This window comes from Pseudomonas eucalypticola, from assembly GCF_013374995.1.
GTDB classification, from domain to species: domain Bacteria; phylum Pseudomonadota; class Gammaproteobacteria; order Pseudomonadales; family Pseudomonadaceae; genus Aquipseudomonas; species Aquipseudomonas eucalypticola.
Map to the genome: position 1 here is coordinate 2,900,335 of NZ_CP056030.1, position 20,664 is coordinate 2,920,998.

The window sequence follows — 20,664 nt, forward strand, 5'->3', positions numbered from 1 at the left end:
GCAAGGTCACGCCATGCCCTTCGTACGTATTTCCCTGCTTCAAGGCCGCTCTGCCGAGTATCTCCAGGCATTGTCCGACGGCATCCATCAGGCCATGGTCGACACCTTCGACGTACCGCCCAGCGATCGCTTCCAGATCATCCACCAACACAGGGCGGGGGAATTGCTGTTCGACCGCGATTACCTGGCGGGCCCGCGCAGCGAAGCCTTCACCCTGATCGCCATCACCGCGGGCAAGCCGCGCAGCAATGCACGCCGCCAGGCGTTCTACCAGACCCTGGTGCGGCGGTTGCACGCAAAGATCGGCCTGGACCCCGAAGACGTCATGGTCGTGATTACCACCACGGCGGCAGAGGAGTGGTCGTTTGGCGGTGGGCGCATGAATGGGGGGACGGTGGCATGAACATCGCCATGCAATACAGCTTCGCGTTCGCCCCCGGGCGTGTTGTTGCTCCACTAGCGATCTGCAGTGAGCAAACAGGGCGGACTAGGTGATGCCCCAGGCATAACTGGCCAGAAACGAATGTGGGACCGGGCTTGCCCGGGAAGCGCCGCGCGGGCGGCGCCCGATCTTAAGACCGACACAACAGCATCGCCGGGCGCCTGATAGCCCTGGGGCAATTCCCAGCCAGGGACTCTGATGAGCATTCCGTCGGCCCGTCTTGCAATTATCTGGGGAGGCACCCGGCGTATCAGTAGCGTGGGCCGCCGTCGCCTTCGTGGCGGAAGTGCTCAGGCTGAGGGCCGTGGCCCGGGCCGCCATGCATCGGCGCCGGAGCCGGGCCGGGGCCGCCGTGGCCGTGGTCGTGGTGACCCTTGTGATCATGGTCCAGCAGATTGGAGACGGCCACGCCCAGCACGCCACCGGCAACGCCGCCGATGACCGCGCCCTGGGTGCCGCCTACCTGGTTGCCGACCACGGCACCGCCGGCCGCGCCGACCACCGCGCCAACCACGTCGTTGGCCAGGGCGGCAGTGCTGCACAGGCTCAGGGAAAGTACCAGGGCGGAAAGAATGCGCATTTCATTAACTCGTTGAAAAGAGGCGCAATTCTGCGAAGCCGTTAATTGGATAGCAAGCTAATCAAGGTATCGGGATTATTACAATGCCGGGCCTTGCTCAGGAATGGGCGTTGGCACGGGGTTCCAGCAGGTGAGCGACCAGGATGTTGTTCAGAAACCGGAACTGATCGTTGAGGCCCACGACTTCATTGCTGAAGTGGTGGCTGGCCTGAGGCATCAGTACCGAGCCGAAGCCGTCGTTGGTAATCAGTTGCAGCGGAGCCTTGCGGGTAACGACGTTCTGCACGTAGTAGTTCTTGCCGAAACGAGGAAAGCTGACATTCAGGGTCACGGGTCGGATCATGGAACAGGCTCCGGGGCTTTGACGATGGGGATGAGCTTCGGCTGCGGGCAGGTGAAACTCAAGTGAACGATTGTGCATGTACGCGCTGGTAGCTATTTGATGGCGCGGGCCATGTCCACGACGGGAAGCACGAACAGGTGCAGGGTAACGGCGGTCAACGCCAGGCAGGTGAGCAGATGAATCAGCATGTCGTGGCCTCCCGATACGTGGTGTATGGGGCCATGGTACGCCGCTGGGGAAACGGCGGAAGATGATGCTCGCGATGGTGGTTATCGATGGAATTGATGGTGTGGCCCCACCGCTATGGGCAGCCGCCCTTTTGTGGGACCGGGCGAAGCTCGGGAAGAATACGCCGCGTGATGCCAGACGATCCGCGGTGCCGTCTTCCCGAGCTTCGCCCGGTCCCACAGCGGGGGCGATTTACCCCGTTGGTTCAGCGCACCACGCGATAGCACGGCACATACGCCGCGCCGCCGGGCAGCTTCATGCGGTGCTGTTCGACGAAGGCGTTGAGCAACTTGTCCAGCGGCGCCATGATCTCGGGGTCGCCGTGAATCTCGTACGGCCCGTGCTGCTCGATCAGGCGTATGCCCTTGTCCTTGACGTTGCCGGCGACGATGCCGGAGAACGCCCGGCGCAGGTTGGCCGCCAGCTCATGGGGAGGCAGGGCGTGGCTCAACTGCAAGCTCGCCATGTTGGCGTGGGTAGGGTCAAAGGGGCGCTGGAAGCTTTCCTCGATGCGCAGCAACCAGTTGAAGTGGAAGGCGTCGTTGCGCTCGCGGCGGAACAGTTTCACTTCCTTGAGGCCCTGGGTCATCTGCCGGGCCACTTCGGCCGGGTTATCGATGATGATCTGGTAATGGCGCTGGGCTGCTTCACCCAGGGTGGCTCCCACGAAGGCGTGCAGTTGCTCAAGATACGGTGCCGCGCTTTTCGGCCCGGTGAGCACCACGGGGAAGGGCAGGCCGGCGTTGTCAGGGTGCATCAGGATGCCCAGCAGGTACAGGAACTCCTCGGCGGTGCCGGCGCCGCCCGGGAAGATGATGATGCCGTGGCCGACGCGCACGAAGGCTTCCAGGCGCTTCTCGATATCCGGCAGGATCACCAGTTCGTTGACGATGGGGTTGGGCGCCTCGGCGGCGATGATGCCCGGCTCGGTCAGGCCCAGGTAGCGGCCACCGGTCATGCGCTGCTTGGCGTGGGCGATGGTGGCGCCCTTCATCGGCCCCTTCATCACGCCCGGGCCGCAGCCGGTGCACACGTCCAGCTTGCGCAAGCCCAGTTCGTGGCCGACCTTCTTGGTGTACTTGTACTCGTCACTGTTGATCGAATGCCCGCCCCAGCACACCACCATCTTGGGCTCGACGCCGGCCCGCAGGGTGCGCGCATTGCGCAGCAGGTGGAAGACGTAGTCGGTGATGCCCTGGGAAGTGCTCAGGTCGATGCGCGTGCTGTCCAGTTCGTTCTCGGTGTAAACGATGTCGCGCAGGGCGCTGAACAGCATCTCCCGGGTGCTGGCGATCATTTCGCCGTCGACGAAAGCGTCGGCCGGGGCGTTCAGCAGTTCCAGGCGCACGCCGCGGTCCTGCTGGTGAATACGAACTTCGAAATCCTGGTAGGCGTCGAGGATGGTCTTGGCGTTGTCGATGTGGGCGCCGGTGTTGAGGATGGCCAGGGCGCACTGGCGGAACAGGGTATAGATACTGCCGGAACCGGCTTCGCTCAGTTGCTGCACTTCGCGTTGGGACAGGGTTTCCAGGCTGCCCTTGGGGCTGACGGATGCGTTGATTACGTGTCGTTGTTGAGTCATTGCACATTCCTTGAGAGCAATGGAGCCGCCGCTGGGGCCGGCTTCATTCAAACGTTCTGAATCCGGCCAGGCGGGGGCCGGTACTACTGCACGACAGAAAAATGCCTCCTTGTTCGATCGGGTGACGGATCCTTTTTAAAACGCTGATAACCCGAGAGTGGCATCAATAGTGGGGTTTATCAAATTTGTCCGAGGGTGGCAGCCTTGCCGCCCCCCGGTGCGCGGTTCAGGGTTTGCGCCGAGGGCGCGAAACCACGGATTCGATGTTCTTGCGGCCGATCAATTGGGGCCGGGGTGCTTCCACGGCCAACCACTTGTACATCACCAGGCAGTCCACCAGGCCCAGGCGTGCATGCTGGTAGGCGCGGGGCAAGCGCCCGACGGTCTCAAAGCCCAGTTTGGTCCACAACGCCACGGCCACCTCATTGCTGGCCACCACCGAATTGAACTGCATGGCCAGAAAGCCGCTGTCGCGGGCCAGCTGCTGAGAGTGTTCGCACATCAGCCGCGCCACGCCCCGGCCACGGGCGGCCTCGGTGACCATGTAGCCGCAGTTGCACACGTGGCTGCCGGGGCCGGCCGCGTTGGGCTTGAGGTAGTAACTGCCCAGCAGTACGCCGTCTTCCTCGGCTACCAGGGTGTGCAAGGGCAGGTCCAGCCATAGGTGGCGGGCCTGTTCCGCGCTCAGGGCCGGGTCGTAGGCATAGGTTTCGCGGGCCGCCGCCACGGCCTGGAACGTGGGCCAGAAGCGGTCGAAGTCGGCGGCGGTCATGGGACGAATCTGGATCATGGCATTCCTTGGGCGTCTAGCGATGGGGCAGTTTACCAGCCTGGGCCGGGCAGGCTGAACACATAGCGGGCGATCAGCGAACAGTTAATGTTATTAATGGTTAATATTGTTATGTAGTTGCATATGCTGAGGGGGCGTCGACCTTGCGCGACGCGTGTTCCGACAACAACAATAAAACGGAGTTACCCCCCTCATGGCACAGCCATTCTTGCCGCGCAGGCCTCGTTGCGCCTCCACCCTGGCCGTCACTCTGAGTGTCGGCTGCCTGGTCCCCCCGGGGTGGGCACGTGCCGACGGCTTCGTCGAGGACGCCACGGCGACCCTCAATACCCGCAACGCTTTTTACCAAGGCAATTTCAAGGGCGGTGATGTCAGTGTCGCCAAGCGCCAGGAATGGGCCGAGGGCTTCATCCTTCAAGGTGGTTCAGGCTTTACCCCAGGGGTCATCGGCGTGGGTGTCGATGTGATCGGCAAATGGGGCGTACGCCTGGACAGCGGGCGCGGTACCGCGGGTTCCGGGCTACTGCCCAAGACCGCCAGTGGCGCCCCGGCCGAGTATGGGCGGGCGGGCGCGGCGCTGAAATTCAAAGGTTTCAGTACGCTGGTCAAGGTCGGTGAGCAAACCCCCAGCCTGCCGGTGGTGCGCACCAATGACGCGCGTTTGCTGCCGCAGACGTACGTGGGCACCACCCTGGTGTCAAACCCTGCGCAGTGGCTGACCCTGTACGGCGGGCGCCTGAATACGTTCAGCAACCGCGACTCCACCAACCAGGAAAAGCTGCACATGCATGGCAGCAGCATCACTGGCGACCATTTCGACTACCTGGGCAGCGAGTTCCGCGCCGTGGACGGGCGCCTGCAACTGGCCTACTGGCATGCCGAGCTCAAGGATATCTATGCCCAGGACCTCTACCGTTTCACCTACGACCAACCCATGGGCACTGGCACATGGCGCCTGGATACCGGCCTGTACGTAAGCACCGAGCAAGGCCAGGCCAAGGCGGGTGGCCTGGATAACCGCGCGCTGTACGGCGGGCTCAGTTGGCGTCAAGGTGGGCACACCTGGCTGCTGGGGTTGCAACGGCTGTTCGGCCCGGATGATTTCGTCGGCTTGCAGGACAGCCCCACGGTAATGACCAACCACGTCAACAACATCTTCGGCTACGCCCATGAGCGCTCCTGGCAGGTGCGCTACGACTATGATTTCGCCGCCAGTGGGGTGCCAGGGCTGACGGCCACGGCCAAATACGTGCAGGGCTGGGACGTGCAGCGCAGCAACGCGGTGGACGGGCATGAATGGGAGCGCGACTTCAACCTGCGCTATGTGGTGCAGTCCGGCCAGTGGCGCGACCTGAGTGTGTCGTTGAGCCTCTATAGCCTGCGCTCGACCTTCCAGAGCAGCCTGGACGAAACGCGGTTCACGGTGGGCTACCCTATTCGGCTGTTCTGAAGGCAGGGCGCCGCAGAGCGTTGTGGGCGGTACACGCGGTGTACCTGCTGCTGCCCGGTGCTGATGACGCGGCCAGGTCCGCTGCTACGCGAACCGTTGTAGCAGCGGACCCGTGGTGACGGGTGTGCTCAGGGCTCCTGGCAGGCGAATGCCGCCGCATCCTGCGCATCACCCTTGCCCGTGAAATGCGCTTCCTGAGGATAGGCGCACAGCGGTCGGCTGCGCCCTGGGAAGGCACTGCCACGGGCCAGCAAGTGGGCCGGTGGCTGCTGCTGGTCTTGCCAGGTTTCCAGGGCGGTCAGCGGGTCGATATCATCCAGCGCTGGCCCGTCGCCGCAATGGGTCATGCCCGGCACGATGAATAACCGTGCCCAGGGCTCGACCGCCGTGCGGCCCCCGTTGTCATGGGTCAATTGCGCCCAATAGCGGCGCAGGTCATTGGCCGAGAACACCGGATCGCTGTTGCCTTGCACCACTAGCAGCTTGCCGCCTGCGGCGGTGAAGCTGGAGTATTGGGTGGCCACGGCATCATTGATGGCGGCTGTCTGTGCGGTCGATTGGACCGCCTGGTCGAAATCGAAGGTCAACAGGTTCAACCGAGGCTGGGGCGGGGTCATGAAATACAGGCCCAGGGACCCAGGCGTCAGGGTGGCGTTGCGCGCATCGGGCTTGGCGCCATTGGCTTGCCCGAGTTTCCAGACCCGCCAGCCATCCGAGGCGATACCGGCGTCCCATGGCCAATCGCTGTACAGGGGCAGGCCGTGGCTGTCGTGAACGCCGTTGAACACGGCGTGCAGCGCTTCGACCTTGGCCGGGGACAGGCAGCCCTGGGCCTGACCGGATTTGCACGTGAGTGACGCAGGGTCAAACTGGCAGCGGCTCATGGCGTCGATGCTGCCGTCCTTTAACCCGTCCAGCGCATCGCAGCGCTCCAGCACGGCCTTGGTCACCAGGTCTTGATCGGCCTGGGTCAGTGCCTGGGACAGTATGGGTTGCCCATCGACCGTGCGCGGCGCGGCACGGCTCAACGCCTGGGTATCCCAGGCTTGCGCCACGGCAGCGCGGCTCAGGCGCAGCCCGGGGTTGCCAGCGATGATGCCATCGAACTGCGTGGGAAAGCGCTGCGCCGCCATCAGGGCCGAGCGGCCACCGTTGGAGCAGCCCATGAATACGCTATGGGCCGGCGCCTTGCCGTAATAGCTGAGGATCAACGCCTTGGCCTGGGCAGTGACCGTGCCGATGGCCGCATAGGCATAGTCCAGCCGCGCCTGCTGGTCGAGGCCGAAGCGCGCGTCGCTGTTGTCCTTGCCGCTGTGGCCGGAGTCCGTGGCCACCACCGCGTAGCCACGGTCCAGGGCTGGCAGTGCGCTGGCGCCGCGCAACGGAATGGCGCCCAGCGCCTGGCCCACCACGCCGTCCATGCCACCCCCGCCCTGAAACAGAAAGCGGCCGTTCCATGGGCTGGGCAGGCGCAATTCGAAGTGGGTACCGTAAGGCTGGCCGTCGGCCCCGCTGCGGGCGCCGATGACGCCTTGCACCAGGCAGTGGGCGGGCATCGCCGCCTTGCTCAATGCGGCGCCGGTCAGGGCAGCACGGCCTGGATTGGCCTGCGGTAACTGGCCGGCGGCTACCCACTGGTGCAGGTTCAGGGTGACGGCTGGGTCGTTGCTGACCAGGGCAGCGCAACGTTGCTGGTCATCGGCATGGGCCACGGCCATGCCCAGCAGCGTGAGCGTGAAAACAGGGGCAAGTGTTCGCTTCACCAGGAAATTCCCTTTGTTGTTGTGATGGGAGAGCTAATATGGTTAATACTATTAACCAGTTTTTCGGTCAAGCCGATCCCATTACAAACACAAAAGGATGTGCCCATGCGCCGCACCGCTCTACTGCTGACCCTGACCTGCATGCTCCCTGCCGGGTGGACCGAAGCCGCGCCGGCGCTCGAACCTGTGTACGAAGCGACCATCGACATCGCTCCAGGTCAGGCGTTGGGCAAGGGACCGTTGGGGGAGCGGTTCAAGGTGCCGATCACCGGCGGGGAGTTTCACGGCCCTGGCTTGCAGGGCAAGGTGCTCGCAGGCGGGGCCGATCGGCAGTTGCTGCGCGCGGACGGCGTCAAGCAGCTGGACGCGCTGTATGACATGCAAACCGAGGATGGAACGGTGCTGACCGTGCGCAACCAGGTGCTGGTGCATGGCAGTGACGGGGGGCGGTATGCGTTCTCGACGCTGACCATTCAGGCGCCGGAAGGACCCTACGCGTGGCTGAACAAGGCGGTGTATGTGGGCAGCCTGACGAGCCTGAAGCCGCAGCGTGAGGCGGTATTGGTGAAGGTTTACCGCGTGCAGTGAGCCAGGTACCACCCTGGGGGAACGCTGCCGCGGTCGCACGCTCAGATCAACGCGCGCAGCGCCTGCTGGAACGCTTCGATGTTCTGCTCATGGCGCTTGTAGTAGGTCCAGGGCCCGATCCGCTGCGAGGTCACCAGCTGCGCGCGCTGCAGCGCCGCCAGGTACAGCGACACCGTGGATTGCGAGAGGTTGGCGCGGGCCTGGATGATGCTCACGCACACGCCGACCTCATCGGGGTTGACCTGTTGTTCGGGGAAGTGCTTGCTCGGCTCTTTCAGCCAGCCAAGGATCGCCAGGCGGGTCGGGTTGTCGAGGGCCTTGAGGGCTTCGCTGATATCGATGCTCATAAATCACACAATCGGGTAATCCGGCGATTTTACGACACTTGGGCCTGGCGCGTCAGGGGTTTAGTCGCAATGGGCGGGGTAGTCGATGTAGCCCACCTCGGTGCCGCCATACATGCTGGCACTGTCCAGCGGGTTGAGTGGCAGCCCTTGGGCCAGCCGCCGGGGCAGGTCGGGGTTGGCGATGAAGGGGCGACCGAAGGCAATCAGGTCCGCCAGCCCTGCGTCCAGCACGCGGTTGCCGCGCTCGGCCGTGTATTTGCCCGCATAGATCAGGGCGCCGCTGAAGGTGTCCCGTACCTGCTGGCGAAAGTCGTCGGGCAGGGCGGGGGCGTCATCCCAGTCGGCTTCGGCCAGGGACAGGTAGGCAATGCCGATGCCTTCCAGCAGGCTGATGGCCTGCAGGTAGGTGTCGCGCGGGTCTTCCTCGACCAGGCCCAGGTAGACGCGGGCTTCGTCGGTGCTCTCGAACAGCGGCGAGAAACGCACGCCCAGCCGGTCCTTGCCAACCACAGCGGCGACGGCCTCGGTCACTTCGCGCAGGAAGCGCAGGCGGTTGCTCAGCGAGCCGCCATACTCGTCGTCGCGCTGGTTGCTGTGGGCGGAGATGAACTGGTTGATCAGGTAGCCGTTGGCGCAGTGGATTTCCACACCGTCAAAACCAGCGTCCAGCGCGTTGCGGGCAGCCTTGGCGTAGAGCTGCACCAACTCGGCGATCTCTTCGCGGCTCAACGCCCGTGGGATGGACGGTGGGCACAGGGTGCCGGTACCAGGGCCGGTTTCGATGAACACACTGACGCCGCTGGCGGCGATGGCCGAAGGGGCTACAGGCGCATCGCCGTTGGGCTGCAGTGAGGTGTGCGATACCCGACCCACATGCCACAGCTGGGCGAAAATGATTCCGCCTTCAGCGTGAACGGCGTCGGTGACCTGGCGCCAGCCGGCCACCTGTTCCGGGCTGTGGATGCCGGGGGTCCAGGCGTAGCCCTGGCCACGCGGTTCGATCTGGGTGCCCTCGGTCACCATGAAGCCGGCGCTGGTGCGCTGGCGGTAGTAGGTCGCCATCAAGGCGTTGGCGATGTTGCCGGGCTGGGTGCTGCGCGAGCGGGTCAATGGGGGCAGCACGATGCTGTTTTTCAGGGAATAAGGGCCGAGGGTGGCGGGGCGCAACAGGGCAGGGGTAGACACGGGGGGTGAAGCCTTGGTGATGAATGAGGTGGGACAGAGTAACCTGCATATCTAGATATCTCAATATATAATTTTATTTGGTCTGCTTCAGAGCCATTCACACCCAGACATCATTCACTGCGGTGCGCTCGCCACCTTGGTCACCGGTATTGAGTACACCACAAGGTTCGATGAGCAACAGCTTCACTTCCTGTGGCGCGCAAGGCCGATGCTCGACGCCCTTGGGAACCACATAGAGTTCGCCCGGCTGCAGCATCACCGCCCCATCGCGCAATTCGATCCTCAACTGGCCTTCCAGCACCATGAAAGCCTCGTCAGTATCGGCATGGCTGTGCCAGATGAACTCGCCCTGCAAGCGTGCGATCTTGAACTGGTAGTCATTCATTTCGGCGATGACCTTGGGCGCCCATTGCTCGGTGAACAGGGCGAATTTTTCCTGGAAATTGACTGGCTTTGGCATGATCCGACTCGCGTTGATGTGAAGTGAGTGGACTGTAGCGGGCGTCCCGGCTCAGGGTCTTGCATGATTGTGCAGCGTTGGCAGCGGTTCTCATCCAGGGCCGGGGTGGCCATTTGTCTGTAGCATGGGCGCCCTGTACTGGAGAGCCTGCCATGAACGCCACCGACTGGGTCCTGCCCGCTGCCCACCCCACCCGGGTGGAGCGCATCGAAGCACGCTTCGCGGGCCACGGCTTCGACCCGCATCGCCATGACACCTACGCCATCGGCCGGACCCTGGCCGGGGTGCAGAGTTTTCATTACCGCAGGGCGCTACGGCACAGCCTGCCGGGTGGCACCTTGGTATTGCACCCCGATGAACTGCACGATGGCCAGGCCGGTACCGAGGCAGGGTTTCAGTACCGGATGATTTACGTGCAGCCGGCATTGATCCAGCAAGTGCTGGGCGGTCGGCCGCTGCCGTTCATCGAAGGTGGGCTGAGCAATGACCCACGGCTGTTCGCGGCGACCCAGCGGTTGCTGGCCGATATGCACAGCGTGATCGAACCCCTGGCCGAGGACGATGCCTTGTTCGAAGTGGCACAGGCCCTGGCGTTGGCTGCGGGCATGCGCCGTGAACGGCGGGTGCTGGATTATCCGGCGGCCGAGCGCGCCCGCGAGTTCATCCACGCCACACTCGGGCAGCCGGTGACCCTGGATGATCTGGCCCAGGCCAGCGGCCGTGACCGCTGGGGGTTGTCACGGGATTTTCGCGCGTTGTACGGCACCAGCCCGTACCGCTATATCGTCCAGCGCCGCCTGGACGGCGTGCGTCGGGCAATGCTGGCCGGGTGCTCGTTGGCTGATGCCGCGTTGGCGGCGGGTTTTCATGACCAGAGCCACATGACGAGGCTGTACACCCAGGCGTACGGGCTGCCGCCCGGCCGCTGGCTGAAGATGCTCAGCCGTCGCTGATCTGCTGGGGGTAATGGCGTGCATGGCTTGGCTTGCAACAAGCCCCGCACCCTCCACTCGGCCTGTGCACCTTAACCCCCCTGCAACTGCCGCCGATACTGCCCCGGCGGCAAGCCATGCAATTGCCGGAAGCGCCGGGAAAAATAAGCTTCATCGGCAAACCCGCATTGCCGGGCGATCTCGCCCACGGGCTTCAAGCTGCCTTCCAGCAACTGACGCGCCTGGTGCATGCGCCGCTCCAGCACCAGTTCGCTGAAGCTCTTGCCGATTTCCTTGCGCAGCCAGTGGGTCAGGTAGTGGGGTGACAGGTAGGTGGCCGACGCTACCTTCTTGAGGTCCAGGTCGGGGTCGGCCAGGTGCTTGCGCACGTATTCGCTCATGCGCTTGAGCGCGTCGCGCCGGCTGGCCTGCGCGGCCTTGCCGCTGGCCAGGGTCTTGAGCGGTTCAGCGAACTGGCTGCACACCCCACCGATCAGCTGCAACAGCAGGCCCTTGAGCGACTCACGCATGCCGAACTGGCGCGCGCGGTCCAGTGCCTGCATCTGCTCCAGCAGGCCACACACCTGGGCGAATGGCGCGGCGTCGAGGATGAAATCCAGGTGCTCCTGGAAGCGGAACGGCGCCAGTTCCGGGGCTTGGGCGATGGACACGTCTTCCAGGTCCAGGGGGTCGCACGCCAGGTGAGGCAGCAGGAAGGCCTGGGAAAAGTTGATGACGCGAAAGTGCGCCTGGCGCGGGTGCACGATCATGTGGACCCGGTGCGGCAGGATGAAGGCCACGGCACCGGTGGGGAAGGGGCGTTGCACATTGCCGATGTGCTGCACCGTGTCGCCGCCCAGGTTGACCTGGATCTGGAAATACTCATGGCGGTGCGGGGCGGTTTCGGCCTTGCGCACGCTTTCATCGCGAATGTAGAAATCGGGGTGTTCACTGCGCTGCTGCATGCCGAAGGTGGGCACGCGGGCGGAAGACTGCATGGGCGTCACTCCTGTTGGCCAGCCGTGGCGGGGGCGGTCAGGTCTGTTGTTTTAACGTAATTGTACGATCTCTTGGTCGAGGCTGCCCACCTTTATGGGTGAACCTTTGTGCAAAAGCCTTTGGGCGTTCCGCCCGCGTAAAACCGCTCTAGAGCAAGGGTTTAAGACGTTTATGGCTAGTTTTTTCGGCCTTTTTGTTTTTGGACTTTTCATGGCAGCGGCGTGCACCTGTGCAAAATCGTTCTAACCCGGCCATTGATTTTCGGTAGTTGTACGATCACTTTGGAGGCGTCCCATTCGACATCTATCAACAATAATTAGAAGGTGTTCGTACCATGCAGACGACTCCCCGCGAGTACCTGGTCCCGTCCAGCCGGCAGATGCCCGATGTGGACCCCGACCTCACCACCAGCCCCCAGCCCGACACCGTCGAGCACAGCCTCAGCGCCGCCCCGCTGCCCACCCGTCGGCGCTGGTTCATGCTCTCGTTGTTGCTGATCGCCACCATCATCAACTACGTCGACCGAGTAAACATTTCCATCGCCGCGCCGTTCATGGCCAAGGACCTGGGCCTGGACAAGATCCAGATGGGCCTGGTGTTTTCCGGCTTTGCCTGGACCTACGCGCTGGCATTGGTGCCCGCCGGTTTCATTGCCGACCGCTTCGGTTCGCGCTTCACCTACGGCTTGTCGCTGATCACCTGGTCGGCCGCCACCGTGGGGCAGGGCCTGGTGGGCGGGTTCGCTTCGCTGTTCGGCCTGCGCCTGGCTGTCGGGGCGCTTGAGGCCCCGGCGTTTCCGGCCAACAGCCGCGCGGTCACGGTGTGGTTCCCCGCCCGTGAGCGCGGCCTGGCCAGCAGCATCTACGTGTGCGGCCAGTACCTGGGCACCGCGCTGTTCACTGGCGGCCTGCTGTGGCTGGCCACCACCTACGACTGGCGCCATGTGTTCTACAGCACTGGCCTGGTGGGCATCCTGTTCGGCATCGCCTGGTTGTACCTGTACCGCGACCCACTCGCCTGCAAGCGTGTCAGCGCTGCGGAGCTGAAGTACATCGAGGACGGCGGCGGTCTGGTCAAAAGCAGCCAGCAGCGTACTCGCTTCAATTGGCGCCAGGTGGGGGAACTGTTCGGCTACCGGCAGATCTGGGCGATCTGCATCGGCAAGTTCGCCAGCACCTCGGCGCTGTATTTCTTCCTCACCTGGTTTCCCACCTACCTGATCGAAGAACGCCACCTGACCATGATCAAAGTCGGCATTTTCGCGGTGATGCCGTTCCTGGGCGCCACGGTGGGCATCCTGCTGGCAGGCATCGTGTCGGACACGCTGATCCGGCGCGGTTACTCCATGTCGTTTGCCCGCAAGTTGCCGCTGGTGGTGGGTTCGATGCTGGGCATGTCCATCGTGCTGGTCAACTTCACCGACTCGAACCTGGTGTGCATCGCTGTGCTGACTACCGCGTTCTTCGCTCAGGGCATTGCCTCGGCGTCGTGGGCGGCGGTGTCGGAAGTGGCGCCCAAGGAACTGATCGGGCTCACCGGCGGCATCACCAGCCTGGCGGCCAACATCGGCGGCATCGTCACCCCGATCGTGATCGGCGGCATCGTCCATGCCACCGGCTCTTTCGCCTATGCCTTCTGGTTCATCGGTGCGGTGGCCCTGTGCGGCACTCTGTCTTATTCGCTGTTGCTGGGGCGCCTGTACCGCATCCAGCTGCGCGCCCGATAGCACTGTTTTGTCCATGACAGTACCGGTTTCGTCCAACTTTCACGGCCCTCGGCGACGTACGCTGAGAGTGTCTACCGCACTGCTGCGAGAACCTACATGAGCCCATACGTGTTTGCCCCCGCCCAAAGCGTGACCCTGGATGTACAGGGCAGCGACGCGCGCTTTCCGGTCTACCGCCTTTTCTGCCTGGGCCGCAATTACCCCTGGGGCGATGCCCAGGACGCTGTGCGCCAGGCGCCCTTGTTCTTCATGAAACCGGCCAGCGCCGTGGTGCCTGCCGAAGGCGAACTGGCCTACCCGCCGCTGACGGGTGACTTCTGCCACGAGATTGAACTGGTGGTCGCCATTGGCGCTGACGGCGCTGACATACCTCAGGAGCAGGCGTTGGCCCATGTCTGGGGCTACGCTGCCGGACTGGACCTGACCCGACGCGATTTGCAGATGGCCGCCAAGGCCGCCGGCCAGCCCTGGGAGGCGGCCAAGGCATTCGACGGCTCGGCGCCCATCAGCGCGGTGGTGCCGGCCAGCCGCATCGGCCATCCCGACACCGGTGCCGTGTGGCTGCGGGTCAATGGCGTGGAGCGTCAACGCTCCAGCCTTGAGCAGCAGATCTGGTCAGTGAGCGAGATCATCAGCCGCCTGTCCCAGTCCATCCGTCTGCGTGCTGGCGACCTGATCATGACCGGCACGCCGCCGGGTGTCGCTGCCCTGCAACCGGGCGATGTCATCAGCGCCGGTATCGACGGTGTCGGCCAATTGGACGTACGCGTGGGCGCCCGTCCTGCCCTGAATTCGATTTGACCCAAGGAGCAACAACCATGACCGCAACCAACTCCCGCAAAGTCGCCCTGGTTACCGGCGCTGGCAGTGGCATCGGCCGCGCCGTGGCCCTGGGCCTGCTGGCCGACGGTTTTACCCTGGTGCTGGCCGGGCGCCGGCCCGAGCCCTTGCATGACCTGGTGGAAAGCGCCCGTGCCAGCGGCGGCGAAGCCTTGGCGGTGCCCACTGACGTCCGTGACCCGGCCAGCGTCGATGCGCTGTTTGCCACGGTGGAAGAGGTCTACGGGCGCTTGGATGTGATCTTCAACAACGCCGGGGTCAACACGCCGGCGGTGCCCATCGATGAACTGGCGGTGGACCAGTGGTTGAACGTGATCAACACCAACCTCACCGGCGTGTTCCTGTGCAGCCGGGGTGCTTTCGGGCTGATGCGCCGCCAGCAACCCCAGGGTGGGCGCATCATCAACAACGGCTCGATCTCGGCCCATGCCCCGCGGCCATTCAGTGCCCCCTACACCGCCAGCAAGCACGCGGTACTCGGGTTGACCAAAAGCCTGGCGCTGGACGGTCGCGAGTTCAACATTGCCTGCAGCCAGATCGACATTGGCAATGCCCTCACCGAGCTCTCGGTGCGCATGACCAAAGGCGTGCGCCAGGCCAACGGCGACATCGCCGTGGAGCCGATGGTGGATGTGCAGCATGTCGCCGATGCCGTGCGCTACATCGCGGGGCTGCCGTTGTCGGCCAACGTGCTGAACATGACGGTGATGGCGACCAACATGCCGTTTGTGGGGCGTGGCTAAAACCAGCGGCACGCCACTGCCGTTGGGCTATGCACTTCGCTCGACGGCTTGCCCCCTCGGCGGTGCGCAGCGATGCCGTACTGCATTCAATCACTTTATAAGGTCCTGCCATGAAACCCGAAATCCTCCAGCTCAGCCCCATCCTCATCCCCGAGATCCGCGAGCGTCTGGAAAGCCTGTTCACCGTGCGCCCCTATTACCAGCAAACCGACAAGGCCGCCTACCTGCGTGAGGTAGGCGGGCAGATTCGCGGGGTGGTCACTGGCGGGCACACTGGCATCACTCGCGAGGTCATGGCGCAACTGCCGCAACTGCAAGTGGTGGCAGTCAACGGAGTGGGGACCGATGCCGTTGACCTGGCGTATGCCCGCGACCGGGGCATTACCGTCACCGCTACCTTGGGCGCGCTCACCGACGACGTCGCCGACCTGGCCCTGGGGCTGCTGATCGCCGCTTGCCGAGGCCTGTGTACCAGCGACCGCTACGTGCGCAGCGGCCAGTGGCCGCATAGCGCCACGCCGCTGGCCCCCTTGCCCCTGGCTCGGCAGGTCAGCGGCATGCGCGTGGGTATCGTCGGGTTGGGGCGCGTGGGGCGCGCGGTCGCCACCCGTGCCGCGGCGTTCGGTTGCCCAATCAGCTACACCGACCTGCGCGCCATGGACGATGTCCCCTATACCTTCGTGGCCGACCTCGTGGAGCTGGCGCGCCATAGCGATGCGCTGATCGTCGCCGCGGCAGCCGACAAGGCTGAGGGCATCATCGACGCCAAGGTGCTGCAGGCATTGGGCGATGGCGGTTACCTGATCAATGTGGCACGGGGCAAGCTGGTCAATGAAAACGACCTGGTGGCAGCGCTGCAGGCCGGCCAGATCGCCGGCGCCGGGCTGGATGTGTTCGTGGATGAGCCCCATGTGCCCGCGCCGCTGTTGGGCCGCGAGGACGTGGTATTGCAACCGCACCGTGCCAGTGCCACGGTGCAGACCCGTACGCGCATGGGCGAAATGGTGCTGGCCAGCCTTGTCGACACCTTCGCCGGCAAGCGCCCACAGGGTTGCGTGACCGGCTGAAGCGGGCCGCGCCACAAACGCCATACAGCATCAGGCACACCGCAGGCCGACGCGGATCGGGTAGCAGCGGACCTGGCCGCGTCACAGACGCCGCGTGGCATCAGGTACACCGCCTGCACCGCCGACGCGGCCGGGTCCGCTGCTTGGTGGATAATTATCACGGGGTGTGGGCGATGGCCGGCACGCGGCCTGCCAAAGTATTCATCGTGAATGATCCATGAAAGAAGTGTAACTGCGCATTGATCAAGCTCACCGTCGTTGCCTGGTTAACGAGGGGCGGCAACTATAAAGTCAATAATGATTTAAATAGCTCGATGAAACTTCACATTACAAATTGCTCGGCGATTTCGCCAACTTCAGGCGCGCCAGTGCTTGTGGCCATTTGTCGGCATTCATCATCCCCAGTACAGCCGCCTCGCCTTGTTCGTTTACGGTCAAGAACAGCGCACTGCTGTACTCGGCGCCGGCAGTGCGCGGGTAGCCCAGTTCTTTCTCCACATGGCCAATGCAGCCGCTGTGGGTCACGGCGACCAGGTTGCGCTGGGGAACCTTGTGGGCGAGGACACTGGCCAGCAGCGAGCTGTCGCAGTCGGCCAGCCACTGGGGCGCGGGCACGTTGCGGTCTACCAGGTAGAGCGCCGTCTGGGCAGTGCGTGTCAGTGGGCTGGTCAATACATCGGCATGGCCCATGCCCAGGGTTTTCAGGGCCTTGCCCACGGCCGTGGCGGTCTCGCTCCCCCGGCGTGTAATGCCATCGGCGGCGCCCAGGCACGGGTTCGTGGAGCGGTCGCAGCGCTCGGCGTGGCGCACCAGCACCACCAGTTCACCGGCTTGCCAATGGGGCAGCAGGCCAGCGGTCAATGCGTTGTCGCCACGGCCCAGGTCCAGCGGCGAACGGGGCCACAGGCCAACGGCCCAGAGCGACGCAACAAAGCCAGCCAAGGCCAGGACCGTGGCCAGCAGTGTGCGTCGCCATATGGGGCGGCGTCGGGGAACGGGGGGCGCCGCAGCAGCCGTGCCGAAGGTCTGGGCCATGGATGATGCTCCTGTTCAACGAGGTAACGATGAGTTACCGAGTTAAGTGTCCAGTGGTTGCAATAAAACGGGACACTGAATGTGAGGAGCAAAATAAAAGGCAAGGCGTGGCAATGCGATGAAAAAGATGTAAAAAAATCGGAACAAGGAAGTGCGGTGAAAGTTGGGTGGGATTGTAGTCAGTATTGGCGTGGGGTGTGGGTCGGGAAGTGTGTTAGTTGGACATGTTTTGTAAGTATTTAAGTGGGTGGTTGCGTGGTCAGGCAGGAGCCAGTGAGTGCGGTGGCGCTATTATCCCGCCTTGCGCAACGTCAGGTTGATTCGCTGCGGCCCCATTACTGGGTGGTGGCCTTCCCGGAGTGGCAGCACGCCGTGAAAACGCAGGCGGTCGACCCCGCCCCAGACCAACACGTCGCCGTGCAGCAAGGGCACGCGCAGCGGCCGGTCGCTGCGTTGCAGGCCACCCATCTGGAACATCGCGGGCAATCCCAGGGAGACGGATACGATCGGTGCGTCGAAATCCTGCTCATCGCGATCCTGGTGCAGGGACATTCGCGCGCCGGGCACGTAGCGGTTGATCAGGCAGGCGTCGGCTCGAAAATCGGCGAAGCCGGCCTGGGCCGCGGCTTCGGCGCCAAGGCGCAGAAAGCTCTCCGGCAGGTCGGGCCAGGGCTGGCCTGTGAGCGGGTCGAGGCCCGTGTAGCGGTAGCCATGGGCGTCGGTGGTCCAGCCCAGCGTCCCGCAGTTGCTCAGGGCTACCGACATGCTCTGCCCACCGGGGGTGGTCATGCGTCGAAACGGCGCGGCCTTGAGCACCGCCCGCAGCGGCGGGAGCAGCGCATCGACGAAGGGCAGAGCGAAGGCGCGCAGCACGACGGTCTGCGGGCCGATCTGCTCGGCCCTGGGCGGCTGACGGCTGGCGGCCTCGTCGAACAGGTCCAGGTTCATGGCGGGCGGTTACAGCGCCTTGCTGATGCGGATGTCGGTGATAGGCTCATCGCTTTCGCCGTGGATGGCGGCTAGCGCCGCCTTGGCTTCTTCCAGAGAACCCGTTTCAAGCTGGGCGAAATCCCAGCGGCGTTCGCCGTTGATCTTGTAATGGATGACGTACTTGGTCACGGTGGGTACCTGCAGGTTGAGTCAGCTGAACTTGGAAGCCGAGCGGCGCACGATCTTGATCTTGTGGGTGAACGGCTTGCGGTGCGCGCCCATCGCCAGCTTGGCGCCGGTGGTGTCGATGGTGATGTTCCAGAACCCGGTGCTCGGCGTGGTGATCTTGGCCGGGAAGGTATCGAACTGGCCGCCGTGATAGGTATGGCGCCCGCCGTTCTTGAAGCTGCGGAAGTTGGCGTCGCTCATCAGGCGGATATTGCAGCGCTGGGAGCATTCGATGACGACCAGGTCGTCTTCGTTGAGGTGCTCGCGCTGGTGTACGAATTTCATGCGTTTCTCCGGGATGCATCTTTTGGCAAACCAAAACGATACCATGGTCGGCCCCGCGCCGCCGTGTTTCGTGCGCAGGGCCAGGAATATTTGCGACCAATTGGAGCAAATGGCCACTTGAGGTGGTCACACAGTCTTTTGCAAGGGAGTTTCGGGTATGAAATGGGCGTGGCTGGCGGTAGTGGGATTGCTGGGTGGGTGTGCCAGCGTAGGGGAAATCGAAAAAAGTCCGGAGACCATGGCGGTCATTTCCGGCAAGTCGCCCCGCCAGTTCAGTGACTGCGTGGTCAGCCACCTGGCCGAGACACGCAAGCCCTCCACGGTGGAGCCGTGGCGTGACGGCTTCCGGGTGATCGTTCCGCAGAAATTGTCGTCGAGCCCGGCGGCGATCATCGACATCGACAAACGCTCCAACGATGGCAGCAGCATCCGGCTGCACGAGCGCATCTCCAACGTACCGATCCGGCCGCATGATGTGCAGCGGGCGGTCACGGCCTGCATTTCCGGGGAGTGAGGCCGCACGGGAGCTGGCGTGTCAGCTCCCGCGTCGCACCTGAACCGGGGCAACGGACGTTATTTGCACACCACCGTCACGGTGCGGCTGGTGTAGTTACCGAGATCGGCGCCCAGCGTCTTGTCGCTGTCCTTGGGCGCCGTGCCCGCTGTGCCGGCGATGTCGTAGCGGCCGCCGTCGCAGGCCTGGGCGGCTTTCTGATAGCAGGCGTCCCATGACGCCGCGGCGCCGGAGCAGTCGATGCTCAGGCCTTGCTTGCCGTTTTTCAATACAGTGGGCGTGGCGGACGCGCACCCACCTAAAGCCAGGACCGCGAAAAGAGCCAGGAGTCTGTTCATCAAAGGTTCATCATTGCAGAAAGTGGAAGGGCGGCGACGCGAAGGTCGACCATCCTGCCGCGGGCAGAAGGCTGCGCCATCGGGGGATGGCCTGATGCTATACAAGGCGCCGGTCGGCGAACAGCCCTGATGTGAAATTCTGCCTTGCGCTGCTGGTATCACCTGCTAAAACCAACCCCATGGAACGAAAATTGATGGCCCCATGGAACTATCTCTCCGGGGTTTCCTCTATTTCTCCACCGGCCGGCCAGTGGCAAGGCATTGTAAGGTGGCCGTCGCCTGATTAGACTGCGCCGAATCTCGTAAGCACAGCCCTTTGTAAGGACTCATATGATCAAGAAATGCTTGTTCCCAGCAGCCGGTTACGGCACTCGCTTCCTCCCAGCGACCAAAGCCATGCCCAAGGAAATGCTGCCGGTGGTCAACAAGCCACTGATCCAATACGGTGTCGAAGAGGCATTGGAAGCGGGTCTGAACCAAATCTCCATCGTCACGGGCCGTGGCAAGCGCGCCCTGGAAGACCACTTCGACATCAGCTATGAGCTGGAAAACCAGATCAAGGGCACCGACAAGGAAAAGTACCTGGTCGGCATTCGCAAACTGCTGGACGAGTGCACCTTCTCGTACACCCGCCAGACCGAAATGAAAGGCCTGGGCCACGCTATCCTCACTGGCCGCCCACTGATCGGCGATGAGCCGTTCGCCGTGGTGCTGGCGGACGACCTGTGCGTCAACCTGGAAGGCGACGGCGTGCTGGCGCAGATGGTCAAGCTGTACAACCAGTTCCGCTGCTCGATCGTGGCCATTCAGGAAGTCGACCCGTCGGAAACCAACAAGTACGGCGTGATCGCCGGCGAGATGATTCGCGACGACATCTATCGCGTCAACAGCATGGTCGAGAAGCCCAAGCCAGAAGACGCACCGTCGAACCTGGCCATCATCGGCCGCTACATCCTGACCCCGGACATCTTCGACCTGATCGAGCAGACCGAGCCAGGCAAGGGGGGCGAGATCCAGATCACTGACGCCCTGATGAAGCAGGCCCAGAACGGCTGCGTGCTGGCCTACAAGTTCAAGGGCACGCGTTTCGATTGCGGCGGCGCCGAAGGCTACATCGACGCCACCAACTTCTGCTTCGAGCACTTCTACAAGACTGGCAAGGCGTTCTAAGCCAACCCTGTCGCTCTACCTGAACACGCCGCGGCCCTGACCGCGGCGTTTTCGTTTTCGCTTTGTGCCACAGCCGGCTGCGGTATATTGGCCGTCTGC

24 protein-coding genes are annotated in these 20,664 nt (G+C 63.6%); 10 read left to right on the plus strand and 14 right to left on the minus strand.

Annotated elements, in window-relative coordinates; all coding sequences use genetic code 11:
• The first annotated feature begins 13 nt into the window (after positions 1–13).
• Positions 14–403 carry a tautomerase family protein gene (locus tag HWQ56_RS13020; RefSeq protein WP_176570749.1) on the plus strand — a complete coding sequence of 130 codons (390 nt, stop codon included), beginning with the start codon at positions 14–16 and terminating at the stop codon, positions 401–403.
• A gap of 289 nt (positions 404–692) precedes the next feature.
• Here the strand turns inward: HWQ56_RS13020 and HWQ56_RS13025 are convergent, their stop codons facing one another.
• The 4 genes from HWQ56_RS13025 to HWQ56_RS13040 all read right to left on the minus strand — a co-directional run bounded on the left by HWQ56_RS13025 (position 693) and on the right by HWQ56_RS13040 (position 3,965).
• The gene (locus tag HWQ56_RS13025) at positions 693–1,022 is read right to left on the minus strand and encodes a glycine zipper domain-containing protein (RefSeq protein WP_158156958.1); all 330 of its coding nucleotides are present in this window, start codon (positions 1,020–1,022) and stop codon (positions 693–695) included.
• Between the two features lie 97 nt (positions 1,023–1,119).
• Positions 1,120–1,365 (minus strand): hypothetical protein, encoded by a 246-nt coding sequence (locus tag HWQ56_RS13030; RefSeq protein WP_158156956.1) that lies wholly within the window; start codon positions 1,363–1,365, stop codon positions 1,120–1,122.
• A gap of 433 nt (positions 1,366–1,798) precedes the next feature.
• Complete coding sequence (gene ppnN / locus HWQ56_RS13035) at positions 1,799–3,175, minus strand: nucleotide 5'-monophosphate nucleosidase PpnN (protein WP_158156954.1); 1,377 nt, start codon at positions 3,173–3,175, stop codon at positions 1,799–1,801.
• A gap of 226 nt (positions 3,176–3,401) precedes the next feature.
• Positions 3,402–3,965 carry a GNAT family N-acetyltransferase gene (locus HWQ56_RS13040; RefSeq protein ID WP_176570750.1) on the minus strand — a complete coding sequence of 188 codons (564 nt, stop codon included), beginning with the start codon at positions 3,963–3,965 and terminating at the stop codon, positions 3,402–3,404.
• A gap of 193 nt (positions 3,966–4,158) precedes the next feature.
• On the opposite strand from HWQ56_RS13040, the gene HWQ56_RS13045 reads away from it, so the two are divergent.
• Complete coding sequence (locus HWQ56_RS13045) at positions 4,159–5,415, plus strand: OprD family outer membrane porin (protein ID WP_176570751.1); 1,257 nt, start codon at positions 4,159–4,161, stop codon at positions 5,413–5,415.
• A gap of 128 nt (positions 5,416–5,543) precedes the next feature.
• Here the strand turns inward: HWQ56_RS13045 and HWQ56_RS13050 are convergent, their stop codons facing one another.
• Positions 5,544–7,178 carry a tannase/feruloyl esterase family alpha/beta hydrolase gene (locus HWQ56_RS13050; RefSeq protein ID WP_245217855.1) on the minus strand — a complete coding sequence of 545 codons (1,635 nt, stop codon included), beginning with the start codon at positions 7,176–7,178 and terminating at the stop codon, positions 5,544–5,546.
• A gap of 105 nt (positions 7,179–7,283) precedes the next feature.
• Here HWQ56_RS13050 and HWQ56_RS13055 point away from each other — a divergent pair, with 105 nt between their 5' ends.
• On the plus strand, positions 7,284–7,766 hold the full coding sequence (locus tag HWQ56_RS13055; RefSeq protein ID WP_209008711.1) for a DUF3237 domain-containing protein: 483 nt from the start codon (positions 7,284–7,286) through the stop codon (positions 7,764–7,766).
• A 41-nt stretch (positions 7,767–7,807) separates the two neighbouring features.
• On the opposite strand, the gene HWQ56_RS13060 is transcribed toward HWQ56_RS13055, so the two are convergent.
• From HWQ56_RS13060 to HWQ56_RS13070, 3 genes are all read right to left on the minus strand, one after another.
• Entirely contained in the window at positions 7,808–8,113 is a 306-nt protein-coding gene (locus HWQ56_RS13060; protein WP_158156948.1) for an ArsR/SmtB family transcription factor, read from the minus strand.
• 60 nt (positions 8,114–8,173) lie between these two features.
• Positions 8,174–9,298 carry an alkene reductase gene (locus tag HWQ56_RS13065; RefSeq protein ID WP_176570752.1) on the minus strand — a complete coding sequence of 375 codons (1,125 nt, stop codon included), beginning with the start codon at positions 9,296–9,298 and terminating at the stop codon, positions 8,174–8,176.
• Positions 9,299–9,395: 97 nt separating this feature from the next.
• On the minus strand, positions 9,396–9,758 hold the full coding sequence (locus tag HWQ56_RS13070) for a cupin domain-containing protein (protein WP_158157715.1): 363 nt from the start codon (positions 9,756–9,758) through the stop codon (positions 9,396–9,398).
• A 152-nt stretch (positions 9,759–9,910) separates the two neighbouring features.
• Here HWQ56_RS13070 and HWQ56_RS13075 point away from each other — a divergent pair, with 152 nt between their 5' ends.
• Positions 9,911–10,711 (plus strand): AraC family transcriptional regulator, encoded by an 801-nt coding sequence (locus HWQ56_RS13075; protein WP_158157716.1) that lies wholly within the window; start codon positions 9,911–9,913, stop codon positions 10,709–10,711.
• A gap of 71 nt (positions 10,712–10,782) precedes the next feature.
• Here HWQ56_RS13075 and HWQ56_RS13080 read toward each other — a convergent pair whose 3' ends face one another.
• Complete coding sequence (locus HWQ56_RS13080; protein ID WP_176570753.1) at positions 10,783–11,688, minus strand: helix-turn-helix transcriptional regulator; 906 nt, start codon at positions 11,686–11,688, stop codon at positions 10,783–10,785.
• Between the two features lie 479 nt (positions 11,689–12,167).
• Between HWQ56_RS13080 and HWQ56_RS13085 the strand changes: the two genes are divergently transcribed.
• The 4 genes from HWQ56_RS13085 to HWQ56_RS13100 all read left to right on the plus strand — a co-directional run bounded on the left by HWQ56_RS13085 (position 12,168) and on the right by HWQ56_RS13100 (position 16,065).
• The gene (locus HWQ56_RS13085) at positions 12,168–13,415 is read left to right on the plus strand and encodes an MFS transporter (RefSeq protein WP_425331962.1); all 1,248 of its coding nucleotides are present in this window, start codon (positions 12,168–12,170) and stop codon (positions 13,413–13,415) included.
• Positions 13,416–13,511: 96 nt separating this feature from the next.
• On the plus strand, positions 13,512–14,216 hold the full coding sequence (locus HWQ56_RS13090; RefSeq protein ID WP_176570754.1) for a fumarylacetoacetate hydrolase family protein: 705 nt from the start codon (positions 13,512–13,514) through the stop codon (positions 14,214–14,216).
• A gap of 17 nt (positions 14,217–14,233) precedes the next feature.
• Positions 14,234–14,998: an SDR family oxidoreductase gene (locus tag HWQ56_RS13095; RefSeq protein WP_176570755.1), complete on the plus strand. Its 765-nt coding sequence runs from the start codon at positions 14,234–14,236 to the stop codon at positions 14,996–14,998.
• A 110-nt stretch (positions 14,999–15,108) separates the two neighbouring features.
• Positions 15,109–16,065, plus strand: a complete 957-nt coding sequence (locus HWQ56_RS13100) for a 2-hydroxyacid dehydrogenase (protein ID WP_158157720.1) — start codon at positions 15,109–15,111, stop codon at positions 16,063–16,065.
• 327 nt (positions 16,066–16,392) lie between these two features.
• Here the strand turns inward: HWQ56_RS13100 and pmrG are convergent, their stop codons facing one another.
• The 4 genes from pmrG to HWQ56_RS13120 form a co-directional block, all read right to left on the minus strand.
• On the minus strand, positions 16,393–17,100 hold the full coding sequence (gene pmrG / locus HWQ56_RS13105; RefSeq protein WP_176570756.1) for a lipopolysaccharide core heptose(II)-phosphate phosphatase PmrG: 708 nt from the start codon (positions 17,098–17,100) through the stop codon (positions 16,393–16,395).
• A gap of 291 nt (positions 17,101–17,391) precedes the next feature.
• Positions 17,392–18,048: a DNA oxidative demethylase AlkB gene (alkB, locus tag HWQ56_RS13110; RefSeq protein ID WP_176570757.1), complete on the minus strand. Its 657-nt coding sequence runs from the start codon at positions 18,046–18,048 to the stop codon at positions 17,392–17,394.
• 9 nt (positions 18,049–18,057) lie between these two features.
• On the minus strand, positions 18,058–18,219 hold the full coding sequence (locus HWQ56_RS13115; protein WP_176570758.1) for a hypothetical protein: 162 nt from the start codon (positions 18,217–18,219) through the stop codon (positions 18,058–18,060).
• A gap of 21 nt (positions 18,220–18,240) precedes the next feature.
• On the minus strand, positions 18,241–18,543 hold the full coding sequence (locus HWQ56_RS13120; protein WP_158157724.1) for a DUF1883 domain-containing protein: 303 nt from the start codon (positions 18,541–18,543) through the stop codon (positions 18,241–18,243).
• Positions 18,544–18,700: 157 nt separating this feature from the next.
• Between HWQ56_RS13120 and HWQ56_RS13125 the strand changes: the two genes are divergently transcribed.
• The gene (locus HWQ56_RS13125) at positions 18,701–19,057 is read left to right on the plus strand and encodes a hypothetical protein (RefSeq protein ID WP_176570759.1); all 357 of its coding nucleotides are present in this window, start codon (positions 18,701–18,703) and stop codon (positions 19,055–19,057) included.
• Between the two features lie 59 nt (positions 19,058–19,116).
• On the opposite strand, the gene HWQ56_RS13130 is transcribed toward HWQ56_RS13125, so the two are convergent.
• Complete coding sequence (locus tag HWQ56_RS13130) at positions 19,117–19,395, minus strand: hypothetical protein (RefSeq protein WP_158157726.1); 279 nt, start codon at positions 19,393–19,395, stop codon at positions 19,117–19,119.
• A gap of 330 nt (positions 19,396–19,725) precedes the next feature.
• Here HWQ56_RS13130 and galU point away from each other — a divergent pair, with 330 nt between their 5' ends.
• Positions 19,726–20,565 (plus strand): UTP--glucose-1-phosphate uridylyltransferase GalU, encoded by an 840-nt coding sequence (gene galU, locus HWQ56_RS13135; RefSeq protein ID WP_158157727.1) that lies wholly within the window; start codon positions 19,726–19,728, stop codon positions 20,563–20,565.
• Positions 20,566–20,664: the final 99 nt, after the last annotated feature.

Excerpts from the sequence above, each read along its gene's own strand:
- HWQ56_RS13020 (WP_176570749.1), top strand. The coding sequence starts at position 14 with ATGCCCTTCGTACGTATTTCCCTGCTTCAAGGCCGCTCTGCCGAGTAT.
- HWQ56_RS13025 (WP_158156958.1), bottom strand. The coding sequence starts at position 1,022 with ATGCGCATTCTTTCCGCCCTGGTACTTTCCCTGAGCCTGTGCAGCACT.
- HWQ56_RS13030 (WP_158156956.1), bottom strand. The coding sequence starts at position 1,365 with ATGATCCGACCCGTGACCCTGAATGTCAGCTTTCCTCGTTTCGGCAAG.
- ppnN (WP_158156954.1), bottom strand. The coding sequence starts at position 3,175 with ATGACTCAACAACGACACGTAATCAACGCATCCGTCAGCCCCAAGGGC.
- HWQ56_RS13040 (WP_176570750.1), bottom strand. The coding sequence starts at position 3,965 with ATGATCCAGATTCGTCCCATGACCGCCGCCGACTTCGACCGCTTCTGG.
- HWQ56_RS13045 (WP_176570751.1), top strand. The coding sequence starts at position 4,159 with ATGGCACAGCCATTCTTGCCGCGCAGGCCTCGTTGCGCCTCCACCCTG.
- HWQ56_RS13055 (WP_209008711.1), top strand. The coding sequence starts at position 7,284 with ATGCGCCGCACCGCTCTACTGCTGACCCTGACCTGCATGCTCCCTGCC.
- HWQ56_RS13060 (WP_158156948.1), bottom strand. The coding sequence starts at position 8,113 with ATGAGCATCGATATCAGCGAAGCCCTCAAGGCCCTCGACAACCCGACC.
- HWQ56_RS13070 (WP_158157715.1), bottom strand. The coding sequence starts at position 9,758 with ATGCCAAAGCCAGTCAATTTCCAGGAAAAATTCGCCCTGTTCACCGAG.
- HWQ56_RS13075 (WP_158157716.1), top strand. The coding sequence starts at position 9,911 with ATGAACGCCACCGACTGGGTCCTGCCCGCTGCCCACCCCACCCGGGTG.
- HWQ56_RS13080 (WP_176570753.1), bottom strand. The coding sequence starts at position 11,688 with ATGCAGTCTTCCGCCCGCGTGCCCACCTTCGGCATGCAGCAGCGCAGT.
- HWQ56_RS13085 (WP_425331962.1), top strand. The coding sequence starts at position 12,168 with ATGCTCTCGTTGTTGCTGATCGCCACCATCATCAACTACGTCGACCGA.
- HWQ56_RS13090 (WP_176570754.1), top strand. The coding sequence starts at position 13,512 with ATGAGCCCATACGTGTTTGCCCCCGCCCAAAGCGTGACCCTGGATGTA.
- HWQ56_RS13095 (WP_176570755.1), top strand. The coding sequence starts at position 14,234 with ATGACCGCAACCAACTCCCGCAAAGTCGCCCTGGTTACCGGCGCTGGC.
- HWQ56_RS13100 (WP_158157720.1), top strand. The coding sequence starts at position 15,109 with ATGAAACCCGAAATCCTCCAGCTCAGCCCCATCCTCATCCCCGAGATC.
- pmrG (WP_176570756.1), bottom strand. The coding sequence starts at position 17,100 with ATGGCCCAGACCTTCGGCACGGCTGCTGCGGCGCCCCCCGTTCCCCGA.
- alkB (WP_176570757.1), bottom strand. The coding sequence starts at position 18,048 with ATGAACCTGGACCTGTTCGACGAGGCCGCCAGCCGTCAGCCGCCCAGG.
- HWQ56_RS13120 (WP_158157724.1), bottom strand. The coding sequence starts at position 18,543 with ATGAAATTCGTACACCAGCGCGAGCACCTCAACGAAGACGACCTGGTC.
- HWQ56_RS13125 (WP_176570759.1), top strand. The coding sequence starts at position 18,701 with ATGAAATGGGCGTGGCTGGCGGTAGTGGGATTGCTGGGTGGGTGTGCC.
- HWQ56_RS13130 (WP_158157726.1), bottom strand. The coding sequence starts at position 19,395 with ATGAACAGACTCCTGGCTCTTTTCGCGGTCCTGGCTTTAGGTGGGTGC.
- galU (WP_158157727.1), top strand. The coding sequence starts at position 19,726 with ATGATCAAGAAATGCTTGTTCCCAGCAGCCGGTTACGGCACTCGCTTC.